The organism is Arthrobacter sp. yr096 (assembly GCF_900108925.1).
Taxonomy (GTDB): Bacteria; Actinomycetota; Actinomycetes; order Actinomycetales; family Micrococcaceae; genus Arthrobacter.
On record NZ_FNYI01000001.1, the window covers coordinates 424,173 to 439,418 of the forward strand.

The 15,246-nt window shown below is 62.4% G+C and carries 13 protein-coding genes; 8 read left to right on the top strand and 5 right to left on the bottom strand.

Going from position 1 to position 15,246, the window contains the following annotated elements; all coding sequences use genetic code 11:
- Positions 1-44: 44 nt before the first annotated feature.
- Positions 45-1,613, top strand: coding sequence for a Na+/H+ antiporter (locus BMY91_RS02000; RefSeq protein ID WP_090817601.1), 1,569 nt, complete (start codon positions 45-47; stop codon positions 1,611-1,613).
- A 100-nt stretch (positions 1,614-1,713) separates the two neighbouring features.
- Here the strand turns inward: BMY91_RS02000 and BMY91_RS02005 are convergent, their stop codons facing one another.
- Complete coding sequence (locus BMY91_RS02005; RefSeq protein ID WP_090817604.1) at positions 1,714-2,934, bottom strand: ROK family protein; 1,221 nt, start codon at positions 2,932-2,934, stop codon at positions 1,714-1,716.
- A gap of 251 nt (positions 2,935-3,185) precedes the next feature.
- Here BMY91_RS02005 and BMY91_RS02010 point away from each other — a divergent pair, with 251 nt between their 5' ends.
- The 5 genes from BMY91_RS02010 (at position 3,186) to BMY91_RS02030 (ending at position 9,128) form a co-directional block, all read left to right on the top strand.
- Positions 3,186-4,445 (top strand): ABC transporter substrate-binding protein, encoded by a 1,260-nt coding sequence (locus BMY91_RS02010; RefSeq protein ID WP_256212523.1) that lies wholly within the window; start codon positions 3,186-3,188, stop codon positions 4,443-4,445.
- Between the two features lie 23 nt (positions 4,446-4,468).
- Entirely contained in the window at positions 4,469-5,383 is a 915-nt protein-coding gene (locus BMY91_RS02015; RefSeq protein WP_090819067.1) for a carbohydrate ABC transporter permease, read from the top strand.
- Positions 5,383-6,291: a carbohydrate ABC transporter permease gene (locus BMY91_RS02020; RefSeq protein ID WP_090817613.1), complete on the top strand. Its 909-nt coding sequence runs from the start codon at positions 5,383-5,385 to the stop codon at positions 6,289-6,291. Before BMY91_RS02015 ends, BMY91_RS02020 begins: the two co-directional genes overlap by 1 nt.
- Positions 6,292-6,368: 77 nt before the next feature.
- Positions 6,369-8,123, top strand: a complete 1,755-nt coding sequence (locus BMY91_RS02025) for a glycoside hydrolase family 13 protein (RefSeq protein WP_090817616.1) — start codon at positions 6,369-6,371, stop codon at positions 8,121-8,123.
- 45 nt (positions 8,124-8,168) lie between these two features.
- The gene (locus BMY91_RS02030) at positions 8,169-9,128 is read left to right on the top strand and encodes an aldo/keto reductase (protein ID WP_090817618.1); all 960 of its coding nucleotides are present in this window, start codon (positions 8,169-8,171) and stop codon (positions 9,126-9,128) included.
- Positions 9,129-9,230: 102 nt separating this feature from the next.
- Here BMY91_RS02030 and BMY91_RS02035 read toward each other — a convergent pair whose 3' ends face one another.
- The 4 genes from BMY91_RS02035 to BMY91_RS02050 are packed head-to-tail and all read right to left on the bottom strand — an operon-like array spanning position 9,231 to position 13,060.
- Positions 9,231-10,163 (bottom strand): TauD/TfdA dioxygenase family protein, encoded by a 933-nt coding sequence (locus tag BMY91_RS02035; RefSeq protein ID WP_090817623.1) that lies wholly within the window; start codon positions 10,161-10,163, stop codon positions 9,231-9,233.
- Positions 10,164-10,218: 55 nt separating this feature from the next.
- Positions 10,219-11,139: an ABC transporter permease gene (locus BMY91_RS02040; RefSeq protein ID WP_090817626.1), complete on the bottom strand. Its 921-nt coding sequence runs from the start codon at positions 11,137-11,139 to the stop codon at positions 10,219-10,221.
- Entirely contained in the window at positions 11,139-12,029 is an 891-nt protein-coding gene (locus BMY91_RS02045; RefSeq protein WP_090817631.1) for an ABC transporter ATP-binding protein, read from the bottom strand. Before BMY91_RS02045 ends, BMY91_RS02040 begins: the two co-directional genes overlap by 1 nt.
- Positions 12,030-12,031: 2 nt before the next feature.
- Positions 12,032-13,060 carry an ABC transporter substrate-binding protein gene (locus BMY91_RS02050; RefSeq protein WP_090817634.1) on the bottom strand — a complete coding sequence of 343 codons (1,029 nt, stop codon included), beginning with the start codon at positions 13,058-13,060 and terminating at the stop codon, positions 12,032-12,034.
- A 376-nt stretch (positions 13,061-13,436) separates the two neighbouring features.
- Between BMY91_RS02050 and BMY91_RS02055 the strand changes: the two genes are divergently transcribed.
- Positions 13,437-14,300, top strand: coding sequence for an HpcH/HpaI aldolase/citrate lyase family protein (locus tag BMY91_RS02055; protein ID WP_090817637.1), 864 nt, complete (start codon positions 13,437-13,439; stop codon positions 14,298-14,300).
- A gap of 2 nt (positions 14,301-14,302) precedes the next feature.
- On the top strand, positions 14,303-15,223 hold the full coding sequence (locus tag BMY91_RS02060; RefSeq protein WP_090817640.1) for a DUF2797 domain-containing protein: 921 nt from the start codon (positions 14,303-14,305) through the stop codon (positions 15,221-15,223).
- Positions 15,224-15,246: the final 23 nt, after the last annotated feature.

Sequence of the window (15,246 nt, forward strand, 5' to 3'; positions counted from 1 at the left end):
GCCGGCCCGGGGAAGGGCCTTACAACCTCTGGGGAAGCAGGAACATGGATCAGTTGGCGCTCATTGTCGGGTTGCTGCTTGCAACAGTGGTGGCAGTGGGCCTGGGGGACCGGCTCCGGCTCCCATATCCGGTTCTTATGCTGCTCCTGGCTGTTGCTCTCACCTTCATTCCGGGCTTCCCCGAGTTCGAGATTTCGCCCGAGCTGATCCTGCCGATCTTCCTCCCGCCACTCCTGTTCGCTACGGCCCAGAAGAGTTCTTGGGCGGTCTTCCGGGTGCGGTGGCGGACGCTGTTGCTCCTGGCCGTGGCGTTGGTGGTGGTCTCAACGGCGGTGGTGGCAGGCGCCGCCTGGCTCATGATCCCTGGAATTGGCATTCCGGCAGCAATCGCTTTGGGTGCCATGGTTGCCCCACCGGACCCTGTGGCCGTCGAGTCCGTGGCGGGCCGGGTCCACATGCCCCGGCGACTCATCACGGTCCTTCAGAGCGAAGGGCTCTTCAACGACGCCGCAGCCATCGTGATCTTCCAGGCTGCGGTGGCTGCCACGATGTCCGGTAAGGAAGTTGGGCCGGAGGTCATCCCGCAGTTCGTGATCGGCGCAGCCCTTGCCGTCATCATTGGTATCGCGATGGGTTGGCTGACCAAGTTCATCACCAAGCTGGTCACCTCCATGGTGGCTCGCAGCGCTGTCACGTTGGTGGTGCCTTTCGCGGCCTACATTCTCGCGGAAGAGCTGCACGCCTCAGGTGTGGTGGCCGTCGTCGTCACCGCTTTGGAACTGCAGCGCCACACGCGGCCGCAGGACGCCGCCGAGCGCGTCACGAGGACTGCCTTCTGGGATGTGGTGGAGCTGCTCGCAACCGGCCTGGCCTTTGGGCTGGTGGGCCTGGAGATCCGCCATGTCATCCGCGACGAGGGAACTGCGATCTTCGGGATGATCGGTATGGCTGTGGTGATCTGCGTCCTGGTGTTCGTGGTCCGATACCTGTGGTTCGGCCTTCTTTCCCTGACGGCCCGCAGGCGCAGGAACCTGCTTCCAACATCCCCCAAGGAAGTTCTGATTCTGACGTGGTGCGGAATGCGGGGCCTCGCCACGTTGGCCCTGGCTTTGGCCCTCCCCATGACCTTGCCGGATGGCAGCGACTTCCCCGCCCGGCACGAAATCCTGGTGATTGCCTGCGCAGTCCTCCTGGCGACGCTGGTCCTCCCGGGCCTGACGCTGCCGTGGCTCATGAGGGTACTCAAAGCCACGGAGGACGGTTCGCACGAGCAGGATGCCGCGAAGCTCCTGGCCAAGCGTGCCCAGTCAGCGGCTGTAGCAGCGCTGAAGGACCACGAACTCATGAAGGAACTTCCGGCCGAGAAAGTGGCCTTGGTCAAGGAGAAAATGCGCCGCCTGCATGCTGAGTTGTTGGACGGCACGCTGCAGAACGAGTCGGCTTCGGAGAAGCGAAAGCGCGGACGGGAGCTGTCCATCGCGGTCCAGACCATCGCCCTCGATGCTGCCCGCCAAGAGGTAGTGGCAGCGCGCAACGAACCTGGCACTGATCCTGAAGTGGCCGATCGCGTCCTCCGGCAACTGGACCTGCGCACCATGTCAATGCCGGAATAGGGCCACACCGCGGCTGGGTAATGCCAGGCAGTACACGGGGCGGGCGGACAGCGTGCCGGACAGCGGAGTTTCGGACAGCGCAGTGCCGGACAGCGCAGCGCTAGCCGGCGTCCGGGTGCTTGGGCAGTGATGCGGGGTAGAGGTCCAGGGCATGCTCCTCCACGTAGTCCAGTGCGTGGCGGATGGCGCCGAGGGACACGATGCCATCGCCCAGGACGGAGGTTGCAAGGCGTGGGGGAGTGAACGTGAAGTCCGGCAGTTCCTTCCCGATGTCCGCTAACAAGGCGTGGGCAGATGCCGCGACGCCTCCTGCGATCACCACCAGTTCAGGATTAACCAGCGTGCTGATGGAGCCGATGACGCGGGCCATGCGGTGCGCTACGCGGTCCAAAGCCTTGCGGGCGGCAGCGTCACCGTCCGCAGCTGCCGTGAAAACCATTTCCGCGGTCAATGCTTCGGGATCGCCATCGCAGAGCAGTCGCAGCGCAGACGCGGGGTCCTGGACGGCTTCCCGCCCCCACAGCGCAGCGTAATGCGCTATGCCGAAGGTGTCGCCCACTCCGTCCACATGGTCCAGATATCCCAGCTCCCCGAAGGCGCCCACCTGCCCGTGGAGCAAACGGCCGGACTCGAGGATACCGGAGCCAAGACGGTCACCGGCAAGCATGACCACAAGGTTGTCGACTCCCTGCGCAGTGCCCTGCCACCTTTCGGCGAGGGCTGCGAGGTTGGCGTCGTTTTCGAGGAGCACCTGCCATCCGTGCCGCTCGGACACAATCCGGCGGACATCAAAGGACTTCCAGAATTCCTGTGCCGTGAGGACTTCGCCGTCGCGGCTCACGGGGGCCGCAACTCCAACGGACACTGCGAGTACAGAGTCCGCGGATACGCCGGCTTTGTGCAGGGCGTCCGCGGCGATCCGATCCAGCACATCGGCGCGCTCGTCGGCGGGCACGTTGTAGGTCCGGAAAGGCATGGTCACCTTCGACAGGGATGCCCCGGCCATGTCAGCCACGATTGCGGTGATCTTGGTGGCACCGATGTCGATCCCGATCACACTTGCCGCGCTGTCGTCGAAGATGAATCGGCGCGCGGGGCGGCCCTTGACGTAGTCTCCGGCGCCCCGCTGGTTCTCCAATTCCTGGAGCCATCCCAGCCGGACCAGTTCATCGCAGATGGAGATGACGGTTGCGCGCGAGAGTCCGGTGGCTGCCATGAGTTCAGTGCCGGTGACCACGCCGGCGCCGCGCATCGCCTTGAGCATGGCACTGGCGTTGACCCTGCGCACCAATTGGGTTGACGGTGCAGTCCCGGTCTGCATTTGGGTGCTCCCACTTTCCAGCCGTCCATCGGATTGATAGGGCGGTCTCTCTAAATTTAGTGCATAAATTTAGATGACGACGCATTTCACCCATGGCTTGACCCTGTGGCGCCCATCACTGACCATGGTTAGCGATAGGTAATAAATTTATTTCCTATCTAAACTTCGGGTGGCGAGGAGCACGGTCCGCCGCGCGATGGCAATGCGGCCACTGCGGTCCGCAAGACGAAAGGGCAACGGTGTCTGTGAAAATGACACGCAGGAAACGCTTCGCAGCTATGGGATTGGGACTGGCGCTGCTTGCCGGTCTCCTCTCGGGCTGCACCGGGGAGTCGGGCAAAGAGACAATCCGTTTCACGTTCAGCAAGCGGGAGGCCATCGGCTTCATGACCAAGCTCGTGGCTGACTACAACGCTTCACAGGACCACACCGAAGTGGTACTGGACACGTCCGGCGTGGACGTAGTGTCCGCGAGCTTCGTTCGCGGCAATCCGCCGGACATTGCACTTGCCAACTACAACATGGAGACTTCCCGGTTCGTTCAGCGCGGAGTGTTGAGTGATCTGTCCGGAACGGAAGCGGCGTCCCGCATCCGCGATGACCTCAAGCCGCTCATGGATCAGTACGGTTCCTATCCTGGCCGGACCAGCGCCCTGCCGTACTCGGTCATGGCATCCTCGGTGATCTACAACAAGGAAATCTTCGCTGCGAACAACATTGCCGTGCCCAAGACCTGGAGCGAATTGATCGAGGCGTGCGAGAAGCTGAAGGCCGCCGGAGTGACGCCGTTTTATGCCACATGGAAGGATGACTGGACCATCGCGCAGGGGTGGTTTGACTATTCGGTGGGCGGCCAGGTGGACAGCCTCGGGTTCTTTAAGGAACTTGAGGCCGAGGGAGTGGACGTCGGGCCGGAGTCTTCAGTGTCCTTCCAGAAGGATTTTGACCAGCCCGTCCAGAAGATGTTGACGCTGGCCAGGAGTTACGTCAACAAGGACGCTGCAAGCCGGGCATATGGCGACGGCAACCTGGCGTTCTCGCAGGGCAAGGCTGCCATGTATCTGCAGGGCCCGTGGGCGTTCAGCGAGATCGCCAAGACAGCCCCGGGGCTGTCGCTCGGAACCTTCCCGTTGCCTATGACGGAAGACCCGCAGGACTTGCGCGTCCGCGTCAACGTAGACCTCGCGGCCTGGATTCCGGAGGCGTCCAAGCATAAGGATGCTGCTCGCGACTTCCTCGAGTACCTGTACCGGCCTGAGGTGATCGACGCCTACAACGAATCGCAGCTTGGGTTCACGCCCACCAAGGATTCTTCCAACAAGCCCGACCCCCGCATTGAAGGGATGGTGGAGTACTACAACAACGCCCGGGTTTATCAGGGCCCATCGGTGCTGGTTCCGCGCACCATCCCGATCATGAACTACACGCAGGCAATCGTCTTCGGCGCACCCCCTGCCTCCACCCTCCGTACCCTCGACGCAGATTGGGCGCGCCTGGCGTTCCGCCAGTAGTGCAGAACCAGGGAGCCAACACCATGTCCATCATCACCAGGCCCACCACGTCCGTTGGGCGACCCCAAAAAATACGCAGCAGGCGACGCGTCGAACCCATTTTCTACGTCTTCCTCGTGCCCAGCCTCATCCTGTTCACCCTGGCCATCACCATTCCGGGGATCATCGGCATCTTCTTCAGTTTCACCAACTCCATTGGAATAGGTGACTGGGATTTCGTTGGCCTGACCAACTACGTCGCGATCTTTAGTGACCCGGCCATTCTGCAGAGCTATCTGTTTACCTTCGGGTTCTCCATCGTCACAGTGATCGCAGTCAACGCAGTGGCCTTCCTCCTGGCCGTCGGACTCACGTCCCGCATCCGGATGAAGTCCGCACTGCGGACCATCTTTGTCATTCCCATGGTGGTCTCCGGCATCATCATCGCCTACGTTTTCAACTTCCTGTTCTCCAATTCCCTGCCCTCGCTCGGTGCTGCGGCCGGCATTCCTTGGTTGGAAAGCAGCCTTTTGGCCAATCCTGACCTCGCGTGGGTTGCCATCGTGCTGGTAACGGCCTGGCAGGCTGTGCCCGGGGCATTGCTGATCTACATTGCCGGCCTTGTTGCTGTGCCCGGGGATGTCTATGAGGCCGCGGAAATCGATGGCGCCAGCAAGTTCCAGCAACTGCTGAAGATCACGCTCCCGCTGGTCTCCGGCTACGTGGTCATCAACATCATTCTGGGCTTCAAAGGCTTCCTCAACGCTTACGACATCATTGTCGGCCTGACCAACGGTGGCCCGGGAACCTCAACCAGAAGCATCGCGATGACCGTCATCGCAGGCTTCAACGGCGGTGACTACGCCTACCAGATGGCCAACGCAACGATCTTCTTCGTGGTGGCCATCGTTATCTCTCTCGTACAGCTATCGCTGACTCGCGGACGGAACGCACTCTGATGACCAACCAAGCAACCCTTGAAATCGACCAACCCCAGGTTCGGAAAACCCCCGCCGGGAACAACAGGCGCAGGTCAACTCCTGCCGTTGAACGGGTGAACTGGTCAGCAACCACCATTCTCATTCTGTGCGCGGTGACCGTGCTCCTTCCCCTATATGTCACGGTTTCGATGGCGTTCAAGACCCAGGGGCAGGCTGTCGATGGGAATGCCTTCTCCCTCCCGGCCCCGTTCAGCATGGACGGATTTGTTCAGGCCTGGACTTTGACCAACTTTCCCGTGGGCGCCGCGATGTCATTGTTGGTCACTGCGGGGACTGTTCTGGCCACCATCATCCTGGCCGCCTTCGCTTCCTACGCAATCGTGCGCAACTGGGAACGCCGGCTGTTCAGGTACTCGTTCTTCTACCTTCTGGGGGCAATGTTCATTCCGTTCCCAGTGGTGGCGCTGCCGCAAATCCAGCTCACGGGCCGCCTGGGCCTGGACAACCCCTTGGGTGTGATCCTGCTGGCCACCATGTTCCAGCTGAGCTTCAGCGTGCTGCTCTTCACCGCCTTTCTCCGGTCCATCCCCATGGAGCTCGAGGAGAGTGCCAGAATCGACGGTGCCACAACATGGCAGACCTTCTGGAAGCTGATCTTTCCGTTGCTCGCGCCGATGAGTGCAACCGTAGGGATCTTCGCGTTCCTCTATGCATGGAATGACTTCATGATGCCATCGCTGATCATTTCCGATCCCGCACTTCAGACGCTTCCTGTGCGGCAGAACCTGTTCCAGACCCAGTTCAGCAACAACTACCACGTGTCCTTCGCCTCGTACCTGATGGCCATGGCGCCGGCGATCGTCGCGTACCTCTTCACACAGAGGTGGGTAATGGCCGGGGTGACCCAGGGAGCTGTTAAGGGCTAGGCCTTATTGACCTTCAATGCCCGGGCGTTTCATACTGGTCCGGGACATAAATTTAGAATCTAAATCAAAGGAGTTTCGTGAGCACCTCCGCCGCACAGGCACACCGTACCGACGCCCACCGCATGTCCGACCCGAACTGGTGGCGGCAAGCCGCTGTCTACCAGATCTACCCGCGCAGCTTCTCCGATGCGAACGGCGATGGAATCGGCGACATCAAGGGCATCACGGCCAAAGTCCCGTACCTGAAGGAACTGGGGATCGACGCCGTCTGGCTGAGTCCGTTCTATCCCTCCGCGCTCGCTGACGGCGGTTACGACGTTGACGATTACCGCAACGTGGACCCCAAGCTGGGGACCCTTGAGGACTTCGACCAGATGGCGGCAGCCCTGCATGCGGCCGGCATCAAGATCGTGGTGGACATTGTCCCCAACCATTCCTCCGACCGCCACGAGTGGTTCAAGGAAGCGCTGGCATCGCCTAAAGGCTCCGCCGCCCGCGAGCGCTACATTTTCCGTGATGGCCGGGGCGAGAACGGTGAATTGCCGCCGTCGGATTGGGACTCCGTGTTCGGCGGACCCATCTGGGAGCGCATTACCGAGCCTGATGGCACGCCGGGCCAGTGGTACCTGCACATCTTTGCCAAGGAGCAGCCGGACTTCAACTGGGAGAATCCGGAGATCCGCGAGGACTTCCTGAAGACCCTGCGTTTCTGGTCGGATCGCGGCGTTGATGGGTTCCGCATCGACGTGGCCCACGGCATGGCCAAGGATCTATCGGAGCCGCTGCCCATGAAGGCGGACCTTGAGGCCAAGGCCCATGGAACCGATGGCTTCACCGATGGTTCCCACCCGTTCTGGGACCGCGACGAGGTCCACGAGGTCTATGCCGAGTGGCGGAAGCTCTTCAACGAATACAACCCTCCCCGCACCGCCGTGGCGGAAGCCTGGGTCCACGAGTCCCGCCGTGCTCGCTACGCCAGCCCGGAAGGACTCGGCCAGGCATTCAACTTTGACCTGCTGCAGTCCGATTTCGATGCCGCGTCCTTCAAGAAGATCATCACGGACAACCTGGTGGCTGCCAAGGAGTCCGGAGCGTCGTCAACGTGGGTCTTCTCCAACCATGACGTCGTCCGCCATGCCACCCGCTACGGCCTACCCAAGGGTGGCTCGGTAGCGCAGGGCACCAACGCAGCCCAGGACATCACTGGCAGCGAGCCCAAGGGCCAGGACGGCAAGGGCTGGCTTCTGGCCGGCGCACCGTCTGAAGAACTCGACGTCGAACTCGGCTTGCGTCGTGCACGTGCGGCAACGCTCTTGCTGCTTGCGCTTCCTGGCTCTGCTTATCTCTACCAGGGTGAAGAGCTTGGTTTGCGTGAAGTATCGGAAATCCCTGATTCAGAGCGCCAGGACCCGTCATTCTTCCGCAATCCTGGAGTGGAGATTGGTCGCGACGGTTGCCGCGTCCCGTTGCCGTGGACGGCCGAAGGCCCGTCCTTCGGTTTCGGTACAGGTGCTGCGCACTTGCCCCAGCCGGCATGGTTCGCCGACTATGCCGTGGCCAAGCAGGAGGGCGTGGAGGGTTCCACCCTGGAGCTCTACCGCGATGCCCTGCGTCTTCGCAGCGAACTCCAGGCCGATGAGGAACTCGACTGGGTGGAGACCGGCAACCAGGACGTGCTGCATTTCAGCCGCCCCGGCGGCTGGCACACGGTCACCAACTTCGGCAGCAAGGCTGTGGAACTCCCCGAAGGGAAGGTGGCCGTGGCCAGCGGACCGCTGACAGACGGCAAGCTGCCGGCAGATACCACCGTGTGGATTGTCAGCAACGCGTAAGCGTGGCGGCACTGTCATTGGACGCTGCGGCAGAAGACTGAAGCTATGACGAACGCGAACGGGCGGGGACGCCTCATTTACGGCTGCATGGGACTCGGCGGGCCGTGGGACGGTACGTCCTATGGTGCTGCAGAGATCGATCAAGCCGCTGCCGTGATCGAGGCCGCGCAGGGGATTGGCATTGAGCTGTTCGACCATGCGGACATTTACCGCAGTGGCAAGTCCGAGGCCGTGTTTGGTGAAGTCCTCGCCCGTTCGCAAGGCCTGCGCGAAAAGATCCAGCTGCAAAGCAAGTGCGGTATCAGGCTGGGCGAGCGCGGGCTGGACACTCATTATGACCTCAGCCGTGAAGCCATCCTTGAACGGGTCAACCAAAGCCTGAAACGACTCCAAACGGACTACCTGGACGTGTTGCTCCTGCACCGGCCCGATCCGTTGATGGACCCGCGCGAGGTAGCGGACGCCGTCGGGCAGTTGATGGCAGAAGGCAAAGTACGGCAGGTGGGTGTATCCAACATGTCCGGCGCGCAGATCGCTTTTCTGCAGGACGAGTTGCAGGCGCCCATCGTGGCGAACCAGCTGGAAATGAGTCTGCTGCGACGGGATTGGCTGGAGAGCACAGTGCTGGTCAACCATGCGGAGAATCTGGAGTACAGCTTCCCTCACGGGACTGTGGAACTCTGCACGACCAAGGGTATTGAGCTGCAGGCCTACGGTTCGCTGGCCCAGGGGCGCTACACCGGAGCGACGCCTGAAGGGTTGTCAGCGGCCGAGTCGGCAACTGCGGCGATGCTTGAACGGTTGGCGGGGGAGAAGGACACCACGCCTGAAGCGGTACTGCTGGGCTGGCTCATGAAGCATCCCGCAAAAATTTCTCCGGTGGTGGGAACCACCAACCCGGCCCGGATAGGAGCTTGTGCTGACGCCGCCTCCGTGTCTGCCACCATGTCCCGCGCCGAGTGGTACGGATTGTGGGTGGCGGCCCGGGGAAGCAATATTCCCTAACCCGGTTTTAACCCAACTGAGCCGCAGTTGAGGCCGTGATGAATGCTCTAAACGGCCTGACTGCGACTCAGTTGGGTGAGGACAGCAACACACGGGGTGCGCCTATGACGCGTTGCTGAGCGGGGCTACCACGGAGTACGTGGTGGAGTCACCCTGGATCGACTGACTGGCCTTGCCGTCAACGCCCACGGGGATGTCGCCGGCAATGGTCACGCGGTTGAGTTTGCGCGGCTGGCCGTCGTAGTTGTCCGGTGCATAGTGCTGGGTGATGCGGTTATCGAACAAGACCACCTGGTTGGGCTCCCAGTTCACCCGGACCACGTTCTCCGGACGCGTTACATATGCCTGCAGCAGGCGGATGATGTCCTTGGACTCAGTGTTGGACAAACCCACAATCCGAAGCCGCTGTGCGAAGCCCCCAATGAACAATCCGCGCTCGCCGGTCAGCGGGTGGACCCTGACCACTGGGTGTGCGGTTTCGAACTTCAGGCGGGTGAACTCCTTGCGGCGCTCCTCGGCGTTGGAATGCTCCAGGTTCTTGGGCACTGAGTAGTCGTAGTCGTTCGTGTGGATGGCCCACAGGGTGTCCGCGAAATTCCGGAGTTCCTCCGGAAGGTCCTGGTACGCGCCGGCCGACGACGCAATGAGGGTCTCGCCTCCATAGGCGGGAAGGTCAATGCTGCGCAGGGTGGAAGCCTGAGGCGGGTTGACCACGAACGTGACGTCCGTGTGCCAGTTGTTGGCCGAACCGTTTTCGCTGTCCACGGGCAGTACGTTCTCTTCACCCTCCACCGAGGCAACGGTCGGGTGTGCCTTGGTCAATGGGCCGAAATGCGACGCGAACTTCACCTGCGCTTCGTCGCTGAGGATGTTGGCTTCGCGGAACACCAGTGCTTTGTGTTCGTTGAGTGCAGCCCTGATCTGTGCAACGGTGTCCTCGCTGAGGTCTCCGCTGATGTCCAGCCCGCGGATTTCGGCGCCGATGCGGGAGCCGAGCTTGGCGAACTCGAGTTTGGTTTCGGTAATGACGGTCATGATGTGTTTCCTTACTTGTTGTGATGGTTGCGGCAGGTGCCGCGGGTGGGTGGGTTTAGGAGGCTGCGGCACCGACGGCGGTGCGCCAGCGGGAGAAGTGCCGTTCAAGGGCCACCAGCAGGAAGTTGACGCCGAGGCCCAGCAAGGAGACCGTGAGGATGCCCGCGTACATGTCCGGGATCAGGAAGCTGCTCTGCGCGTTCACGATCAGGTAGCCCAGACCTGCCTTGGCGCCCACCATTTCGGCAGCAATCAGCACCAGGATGGAGGCGGTTCCGGCCATGCGGATGCCTGTGAAGATCGTGGGAACAGCGGACGGAAGAATGACTTTCTGGAACAGCCGGAAGCTGTTGAGCCCCAAGGAACGCGCAGCCCTGATCAGCAGCGGGTCCACGGTCTTCACTCCGGCAATGGTGTTCAGCAGCACCGGGAAGAACGCCGCATAGGCCACGATGCTGATCTTGGATTCTTCGCCGATGCCCAACAGCAGCGTGAACACCGGCAGCAAGGCAAGGGCAGCCGTATTGCGGAACAGTTCCAGCAACGGATTCAGGACCGAGTTCAGCCGTCCGTACCAGGCGATGAGCAAACCCAAGGAGACACCTGCCACCAGCGCCGCACCGAAACCGGCCACCGAGCGGGTGAGGCTGGCTGCGATGTGGCCCTGGATGGTGCCTGCCTCGAAGAGCTTTCCCCATGCCAGGAGCACTTCGTGCAGCGGCGGCAGGAAGACGCGGGTGGAGGGGCTGGCCAAGTACGTCGGCCCAAGCTCCCACAGCGCCAGGAACGCCAGGATGGCTGCAGACTTCCACACAACGGACCCCGCCACCGAGGCCACCCGCCGCGCAGTGGCGAGGATCGGCGTCGTACTTGCCTCAGGTGCGGTCAGTGCGAGGGAAGGTTCGACGGCGGCACCCGGCTCAACGTGCCCGGCAGGCTTGGGTGCAGCTTCTGTTGCTGTGAGCGTGGTGGTCATCAGGCCGCGCTCCTTTCAGTGATGGTGGTGGCAGGCTCATCCGGTGCGCTGCCATCCGGAAGGATCTTGCGGTGTCCGGCATCCTGGGCGCGGCGTACTTCGTCGTGCAGGAGCGTCCACACCTGGTGGCGGTGCTCCACGAAGGCAGCGGTGGAACGGATGTCCTCTTCGCCGTCGCGGTCCGGGATGTCGATGTCGACGATTTCCTTGAGCCGGCCCGGGCGTGCGCTCAGCACCGCAACGCGCTCGCCGAGGTACACGGCCTCGTCAATGCCGTGGGTGATGAAGACGATCGTCTTGCCCGTGGTCTTCCAGATCCGCAGCAGTTCGTCTTGCAACTGCTCACGGGTTTGGGCGTCCAACGCAGCGAACGGTTCATCCATAAGCAGCACATCAGGCTCATAGGCCAGGCTTCTGGCGATGGCCACGCGCTGCTTCATTCCACCGGACAGTTCATGTGGATAGCGGTCTTCAAAACCGGCAAGCCCTACCAAGGCCAGGTATTCCTTTGCTTTGGCTGCCCGTTCGCGGCGGTTCAGCTTTTTACCGTCCGGACCGACGCCCTCAAGCCCTATCGAGACGTTCGCCGAGGCCGTCCGCCAGGGGAATAGTGCATACTGCTGGAACACCACCGCGCGGTCCTTTCCCGGCCCGGTGACGGGCTTGCCGTCCACCAGCACTTCGCCGGAAGTGGGCGTGGACAGTCCAGCGAGCAGGTCCAGCAGTGTGGTCTTTCCTGAACCACTGGGCCCCACCAGGGTGAGGAATTCGCCGTCGCGGACGTCAAGGCTCAGCGAGTCGATGGCGGTGAGCCGGGTGGCTGCAGCGTTTTTGGTGGCCCGGACTGTGAATTCCTTGGTGACGTTCCGGAGACTGATTTTGGCTGTCATGACTATCCCTTCTTCGCTGCAGCGAGCTCGTTGAAGTCGTTCGTGTAGTACTTGGACGGCGTGAGCTTGTCTTTGACGATGCCGGCCGAGCTGAGCCACGCCTCCCAGCGGGTGAAGTCCTTGTCCTGGATCACGCCGGAGTCCGGGACGCCAGGGCTTTTCCAGAACTTCAGGTTGGCCGTGCTCTCGTTGCGTCCGCGGCTGTCGATGATCTTGGTGAACCGGGCAATGACTTCATCCCGAGGGGTTTCCGCTGCCCACTTGATGGCTTTGGCAACGCCTGTGGTGAACGTGCGGGTGGTGTTCGGGTTCTTCTCGATGAAGTCGTTGCGGAGCACGATCTGGCCGCCTGCGAACGTTCCGAACAGTTCAAAGTCACTGAACAGCGATCGCAGCCCGCCGGCCTCGATGGCCCTGTCCTGAAGTACGCCGCCGAGTGTTCCTGCGTCCACCTGGCCGCGACGGATGGCTTCCTCGGTGTCGTTGGGTGCCAGCGGGACCAGCTGGACCTGCTTGATCTCGTCCTGGCTGAGTCCGTTCTTGGTCAGCCAGGTGTTGATGACGGCTTCGTGGTGCGCGCCCAGGGTATTGACGGCAATTTTCTTCCCGATCAAGTCACGTGGTTCCTTGATGGTGCTGTCCGCCTTCACGTAATAGCCGCTGAAGGTCTTCTCATCCGAGCCGTAGTAATTTGTCACCGCCTTGACGGGTGCGCCGGCTTCGATCAGCTTGACCACCGCTCCGGAGAACGCCCCGCCGAAGTCGGTCTGGTTGGTCGCAGCTGACTGGATGTCCTGCGGCCCGCTGGTGGTGTTACCCACCCAGTTCAGTTTCAGGTCGCCCAGGTAGCCAAGATCCGCAGCAAGTTCAGGGAAGGTCACGTTGTTGGCCGAGCCCTGGTACCGGAGCTCCTTGACCTCGTTGCCGGCTTGGTTGGCTTGTCCTGCTTCGGCTGCACCGCCGCAGCCGGACACCGTCAGCGCTAGTACGACGGCGGCCGCGACGCTCAGGAGGGGCAGATGCAGTTTCATGGGAGCTACTTTCGATGGTTGGGGGTGTTGGGTGGCCGGGCCAGGCAAAGGCCCGGGGACCTTGTGCAAAGGCTTGGGAACGATGAAAGCCCATGGGGACGGCGGCTGGGAAGCGCCCGGGTAACGCCTGGAAACTCTGCGAAACAGCCCGACACGGGAGGAAATCCTGGGCAATTCCGGGCAACCGGGGGACACAAGTCGCCGCGTTGAGCACTGTGAACAACAGCGACCGGCGCGCCGGATATGACTGGCGGGTACCGTCGTCGGACGTTCATACTGTTGGACCCCACAGTCATATGGGGTTTAGTTCGTATTGATCCTCACAAGCGGGCGGATTTCTTCGCCTTGCGGCCCGCAGGGCGGATACGGTAGATACATGACGTCTAGCATCGCCGCCGAGTCCATTCGGCCTACCCGCAACATTCCCGCCGACATCGCCCGTTCCTGGCTCCTTGTGAACGCCATGAAAACGGAGCTTTTTGATGAATCTGCGGGTTCGCGCGCTGACGCCATCATCCTGGACATTGAAGATGCCGTGGACCCGTCGCAGAAGGATGCTGCGCGTGAGAATGTCGTGAACTGGTTGACCGCAGGCGGCCAGGCCTGGGTCCGTATCAATGACGCCACCAGCAAGTTCTGGGCCGATGACCTCGCGGGCCTGCGTGGTACTCCCGGCCTGCTCGGCGTGATGCTCGCCAAGACCGAGTCGGCTGACCAGGTCACTGAGTCCTACCACCGCATGGACGGCAAGACCCCCGTGGTTGCCCTGGTGGAGTCTGCCCTCGGCATCGAGGAAGCCAACCACATCGCACGCGCCCAGGGTGCTTTCCGCCTGGCCTTCGGCTCGGGCGACTTCCGCCGCGACACAGGAATGGCGGCAACCCCGGAGGCCATGGCCTACCCGCGTGCAAAGCTCGTCGTCGCCAGCCGCGTGGGTAACCTGCCGGGCCCCATCGACGGCCCCACTGTCGGCACCAATCACCCCATCCTGCGCGAGCAGACGGGTATCACGGTGACCATGGGCATGACCGGCAAGCTTTGCCTGGCCATCGACCAAACCACCGTGATCAACGAGGTCATCAGCCCCACGCCGTCGGACGTTGCCTGGGCTACGGACTTCATGAACGACTTCGAGGCCAACGGCCGCGTCATCCGCGACGGTTCCGATCTCCCGCGTTTGGGCCGCGCTGAGAAGATCATGAAGCTTGCGGTCGCTTTCGGAGTGCAGCCTTCCCTGTAACCATGCTGGTTCACGGAGTCGTTTGGGACTCTTCGTCACCGGCTTTGAGGATGTTCTCGCCGGACGCAGGGTTCACTGATATTGCGTTGGCCCAGGGTTCAGCCCTGGGCCTGCGCGTTATCCCCGGCCTGTGGTGCCTCGGCCACACCAAGGTTCACGGCCCGGGAGACCGCACGCATGTTCCCTGCCGCAGCGAGTCGCCGGCCGAGCGCGGCAAGCAGTGCGGGGCGTGCTTTGCGCGCGACGATTCCCGCTTGATGCACGATTTCCACCGGGGCGGTTCCGTTCCCACAGGCCTGCGTGCCTACCTCATGCAGCCGCACTGGCTCTATGTGGCCACGTTCGCCAACGGCGCCACCAAAGTTGGCACGGCCTCGGGGCAGCGCAAATGGAACCGGCTTGCCGAGCAAGGCGCCGTCCACGCTTCCTATGTGGCCCATGCGGAGGACGGACGGGTTGTTCGCGTGCTCGAGGACCTCGTGACCCGCGAACTCGGCCTCGTCCAGCAGGTCCGCTCCGCCGCAAAAGTGGCCGGACTTGTGGAGCCGCGTGCCGCCGTCGAGCTTTCTGCGGTGAACCGCCGGCACGCCCGCACTGTGCGCGAACTGTTGGGCGGCCTTGCCATGACCGGTTACTCGGTGGTGGAGGAAGAGTGGGATCGCCCGGAATTTGCCGAGCGGCTCTGTGTGGCGGGTGCTGGGGGAGGCCGGCGCCACCCCTACCCGGCAACTTTCGACGCCGGCGGGCACGGGCTGCGGGTCCACGCTCTTTCAGGGGCGGTTGCCTTGGCAGGCCTTCCAGACGCTTCGGGCAATGACATCGAGGGCAGCTTCGTGGCGGACCTCGGTGGGTTGAAGGGCCGCAAGATCGAGTTGGGCCCTCACACCACGGAGATCCCGGCGCTGCAGGACTCGCTCTTCTGACCCCTCATCTTCCGTGCTCTTAA

Bases quoted from the DNA above. Each gene is read 5' to 3' on its own strand.
- BMY91_RS02000 (WP_090817601.1), top strand. From the start codon at position 45: ATGGATCAGTTGGCGCTCATTGTCGGGTTGCTGCTTGCAACAGTGGTG.
- BMY91_RS02005 (WP_090817604.1), bottom strand. From the start codon at position 2,934: ATGCAGACCGGGACTGCACCGTCAACCCAATTGGTGCGCAGGGTCAAC.
- BMY91_RS02010 (WP_256212523.1), top strand. From the start codon at position 3,186: ATGACACGCAGGAAACGCTTCGCAGCTATGGGATTGGGACTGGCGCTG.
- BMY91_RS02015 (WP_090819067.1), top strand. From the start codon at position 4,469: ATGTCCATCATCACCAGGCCCACCACGTCCGTTGGGCGACCCCAAAAA.
- BMY91_RS02020 (WP_090817613.1), top strand. From the start codon at position 5,383: ATGACCAACCAAGCAACCCTTGAAATCGACCAACCCCAGGTTCGGAAA.
- BMY91_RS02030 (WP_090817618.1), top strand. From the start codon at position 8,169: ATGACGAACGCGAACGGGCGGGGACGCCTCATTTACGGCTGCATGGGA.
- BMY91_RS02035 (WP_090817623.1), bottom strand. From the start codon at position 10,163: ATGACCGTCATTACCGAAACCAAACTCGAGTTCGCCAAGCTCGGCTCC.
- BMY91_RS02040 (WP_090817626.1), bottom strand. From the start codon at position 11,139: ATGACCACCACGCTCACAGCAACAGAAGCTGCACCCAAGCCTGCCGGG.
- BMY91_RS02045 (WP_090817631.1), bottom strand. From the start codon at position 12,029: ATGACAGCCAAAATCAGTCTCCGGAACGTCACCAAGGAATTCACAGTC.
- BMY91_RS02050 (WP_090817634.1), bottom strand. From the start codon at position 13,060: ATGAAACTGCATCTGCCCCTCCTGAGCGTCGCGGCCGCCGTCGTACTA.
- BMY91_RS02055 (WP_090817637.1), top strand. From the start codon at position 13,437: ATGACGTCTAGCATCGCCGCCGAGTCCATTCGGCCTACCCGCAACATT.
- BMY91_RS02060 (WP_090817640.1), top strand. From the start codon at position 14,303: ATGCTGGTTCACGGAGTCGTTTGGGACTCTTCGTCACCGGCTTTGAGG.